This window comes from Duganella sp. CY15W (assembly GCF_009857555.1).
Lineage (GTDB): Bacteria > Pseudomonadota > Gammaproteobacteria > Burkholderiales > Burkholderiaceae_D > Rugamonas > Rugamonas sacchari.
In genome coordinates this window covers 1-3,485 of sequence record NZ_WWCQ01000014.1, presented here as the reverse complement: position 1 = coordinate 3,485, position 3,485 = coordinate 1, and the positions used below count along the sequence as shown (strand labels likewise).

Sequence of the window (3,485 nt, the reverse complement as noted above, 5' to 3'; positions counted from 1 at the left end):
GCAGCGACAGCGGCACAGGCGGCAAGGGCGCCGCCGCCAGCTCCGCGCTGACCCTGGTGAATACCTCCCCCACCGAGCTAACGCTGACGGCTGCCAGCCAGGGCGGCAGCGGCGGCAACACCGCCACCGGCATCGCCGGCCTGGGTGGCAATGCCAGCAGTGCAGCCAGCGGCACGGCCGGTTTCGCCCACGCAACCATCAACGGCACGGCCACCGGCGGCAGCGGTGGCAGCACCACGGCAGGCAATGGACAGACCGGCGGCAATGCTGTTAGCAGTGCCTACGCCGCCAGCATTAGCCACGCGCCGCCCTTCCCGGATGGCGGTTACGGCGTGGACACGCGGGTCGCCACCGCAGTCGCGACTGCCACGGGGGGCGCCGGCGGCAATGGCAGCGGGACAGGCAAACGCGGTGGGGACGGCGGCAATGCCAGCGCTACCTCCGCCAGCGCTTCCGATATCGGTTTGGCCATCAGCAACGCCTTTCAGACTGGCGGCAAAGGCGGCAACGGCATCAACGGCGCCATGGGCGGCAATGGCGGCAACAGCCTCGCCAACAACCAGCTCAGCGGCGATACCAAAGGGAATCTGTATCTGTACCTGAGCACAACCGGCGGCGCCGGCGGCAATTCGGATCTCAGCCTCGGCGGCAATGGCGGTAACGCTGAGGCGCGCCAGGTGACCAGCGATGCCAATGCAGACAAGCTACGCACCCAGCTGACTAGCACCGGCGGCAACGGCGGTACCGGCACCACGGGCGGTACCGGTGGCAATGCCTTGGCGGCTGCGGAAGCGGCGTCGACCAAGAGCGGCACGCGGGTCACCCTCAATGTCGATGCCACCGGCGGCAGCGGCGGTGCCACGCTGGCCAGCGGCGGCCTGAGCGGGACCAGCGGCAATGCCCGTAGCGAAGCGCGCGGCAGCAACAGCGGCGCCAGCAACCTTACCATCACCAGCGCGGCCTACGGCGGCAGCGGCCTGTCGCTGGCCAACGCTGGCACGCTGACCGGCGCCGTGCAATCGAGTGCGGGGGGCAACGCCAGCAGCAGCGCCGACGGCACCGGCGGCTCCGACGTCAAAAACGAGCTCAGGATTTATGTCAGCGCCAAGGCGGTTGGCGGCAACGGCAGCCTGGCCTGGGGCAAAGGCCAGCGCGGCGGCAACGGCGGGCTGGCCGAGAGCAACGCCAGCCTGACCCTGCTCAATGGCGACGGCGGGGCCGCCGCCGACAATACCGGCGGCAATGGCGGCGATGGCGGCAACGGTGCCAACGGCGGCGATGGCGCAACGCTCAGCATGCTCAACAGGATTAGTGGCACCAACGTCGGCAGCGGCAAACTGACCCTGATACAACGCGTAACCGGCGGCAATGCCGGCAACAGCACCGGGGGCATGGCCGGCAAGGCAGGCAATGGCACCTCGACCCTGTCGCTGAGCGGCGCCAGCCAACCCAATCTGACCCTGCAGACCATCGGCACAGGCGGCAATGGCGGCAACAGCAATACGGTCAACGGCAGCCGCGGCGGCAACGGCAGCGCCTTCGTGACGCTCAGCAGCAATGCCAACATTTACGGCTACGCCACTGGCAGCGGCGGCACAGGCGGCAACCGCGCTGCCGGTGGCGACGGCAGCGCGCGCGCATCGGTGACGGCCAGCGGCGCAGCGGAGGCCGGGGCTGATGCGAGTGCGCTAGGCGGCAGCGGCGGCTACCATACCGGCGCTGGCCAGACCACCGCCACGGCCTACGCCCAGTCCGACAGCGGACGGGCTCACGCCTCGGTTACATTAACTGGCGGCAAAGGCGGCTCCAACTCCGGTACCGATGTGACCCCGGCCGGCGGCAGCAGCGTCGCCGAGAACCTGGTCAGCGGACGCACGACTGGCGCACTGGAGCTACGCCAGGAAGCCTTCGGCGGCGACGGCGGCATTGGCAGCAAACCGGGCAACGGCGGTAAAGGCGGCGACGCCATATCGCGCCTGACCTTAACGGACAATCTGGCCGCCAGCCTGACTGCCGTGGTGCTTGCGGAAGGGGGCAATGGCGGCGAAGGGGGCGGCTACGTTTTCGGCAGGGCGGGCGATGCCACTGCCGAGCTAGTGCTGGCCTCAACCCGCAGCGGCACTGTCGTCACCGGCCACAGCGGTGCAAGGACAGCAATCTATTACGGCGGCGAATTAGGCACCACCATCGCCCGTAGCAAGGTCAGCGCCGTTAGCGCCGCGAACGCCAGTGCGGAGGCGACGGGTAGCGACGGAGCACGCCAGGTAACTGCGTCGGCCTGGGCGATCAGCACGCAGGCTGGTGGCTCGTCCACTGCCCGCAGCAGCGCTTATACCGATCGCACCGTCCTGCTCGCTGGGACATCGCTGGCGCGCGCGGATGGCGTAGGCGCCGGCAGCAATATTGCCACGGCCGAGGCAAAAGGCCTGGGCAGCGCCACCGCCATCAGCAGCGCCAGCGATGGCCTGCATGGCCTGGCCACCGCCAAGGCCAGCGCACCGACCAACGGCGACGACAGTGTCGCTTACACCAATGCCAGCTATGGCAGCGCGGGGCTGCTGGGCGATCTGCACGCGATCGACAAGGACAAGCACAACAACCAGGCCATCTCCGTGGTCAACGGCATGCCGAGCGATGGCGCGGCCCTGCTTGCCGCCACGCCGCAGGCCGCAGCGGCGATCGGCAAGGTGCTGGGCGCTGGCGTGCAAGGTGCCTTGTATCCCAATTATCAAGCAGGCGTCAGCCATACTTATGTCACCAGCGGGGTGTTTGATTTCCAGACCACGGCAGCGGGCAACCTGATCGTCGGCTGGCTGTCCAACTATGGCAACGGCAGCGGCTTCGACCAGATGAGCCTGACCATCAACAGCAAGGGCACGCTAATTTACGCGCATACCTTTGGCTCACTGAGCGAAGCGCAAAGCTTCTTCAGCGACGGCACGCTGGACCTGGGCCGGTTTGAGGCCGGCCAGCAAAGCCTGGAGATCGCCTCGACACTGACCTACACCCATTCCGGTGGCTTTGCCTTCAGCTACGCGGTGGGCACCTCGCCGGTACCGGAACCGGCGACCTGGGCGATGAGCCTGGCCGGCCTGATGCTGGTGCTGCTGCAGCGCCGCCGCGTCGCCGGCCATGCCGCCCAAAACAGCTAAGCGCCGTTAAACCATCCAGCCGGCGCCACCCATGTGGCCGCCGGCGCTCTCCGCTGCCCTCACATTGAAAGGTCAAGTTCATGCGCATGCTTTCGTCTACTCCATCACGCCTGCCCCAGCGGCTGGTCCCCCTGCTAATTTCCCTGGCCGTCAGCCAGGCTTACGCAGTTGATCTCGTCCAGACCGGCACCGCCGGCACCGCTGGCAGCGCTGGCGTGGCGCCGGGCGGCAACGGCAGCAACGGCGGTAGCGGCGGCACCGCAGCGGCCAGCCAGCCCGGTTCCAGCGGCGCCAGCGATAGCGCCAGTGCCACTGGCGGCGCCGGCGGTGCCG

At 68.4% G+C, this 3,485-nt stretch carries 1 protein-coding gene and 1 pseudogene; both read left to right on the top strand.

Annotation, left to right across the window (positions count from 1 at the left end; genetic code table 11):
• Positions 1 to 3,152 (top strand): PEP-CTERM sorting domain-containing protein (locus GTP58_RS30810; protein WP_202413926.1); only part of this gene is annotated, 3,152 nt, incomplete at its 5' end.
• An 80-nt stretch (positions 3,153 to 3,232) separates the two neighbouring features.
• Positions 3,233 to 3,485, top strand: a pseudogene (locus GTP58_RS30805) (hypothetical protein); the annotation flags it as partial.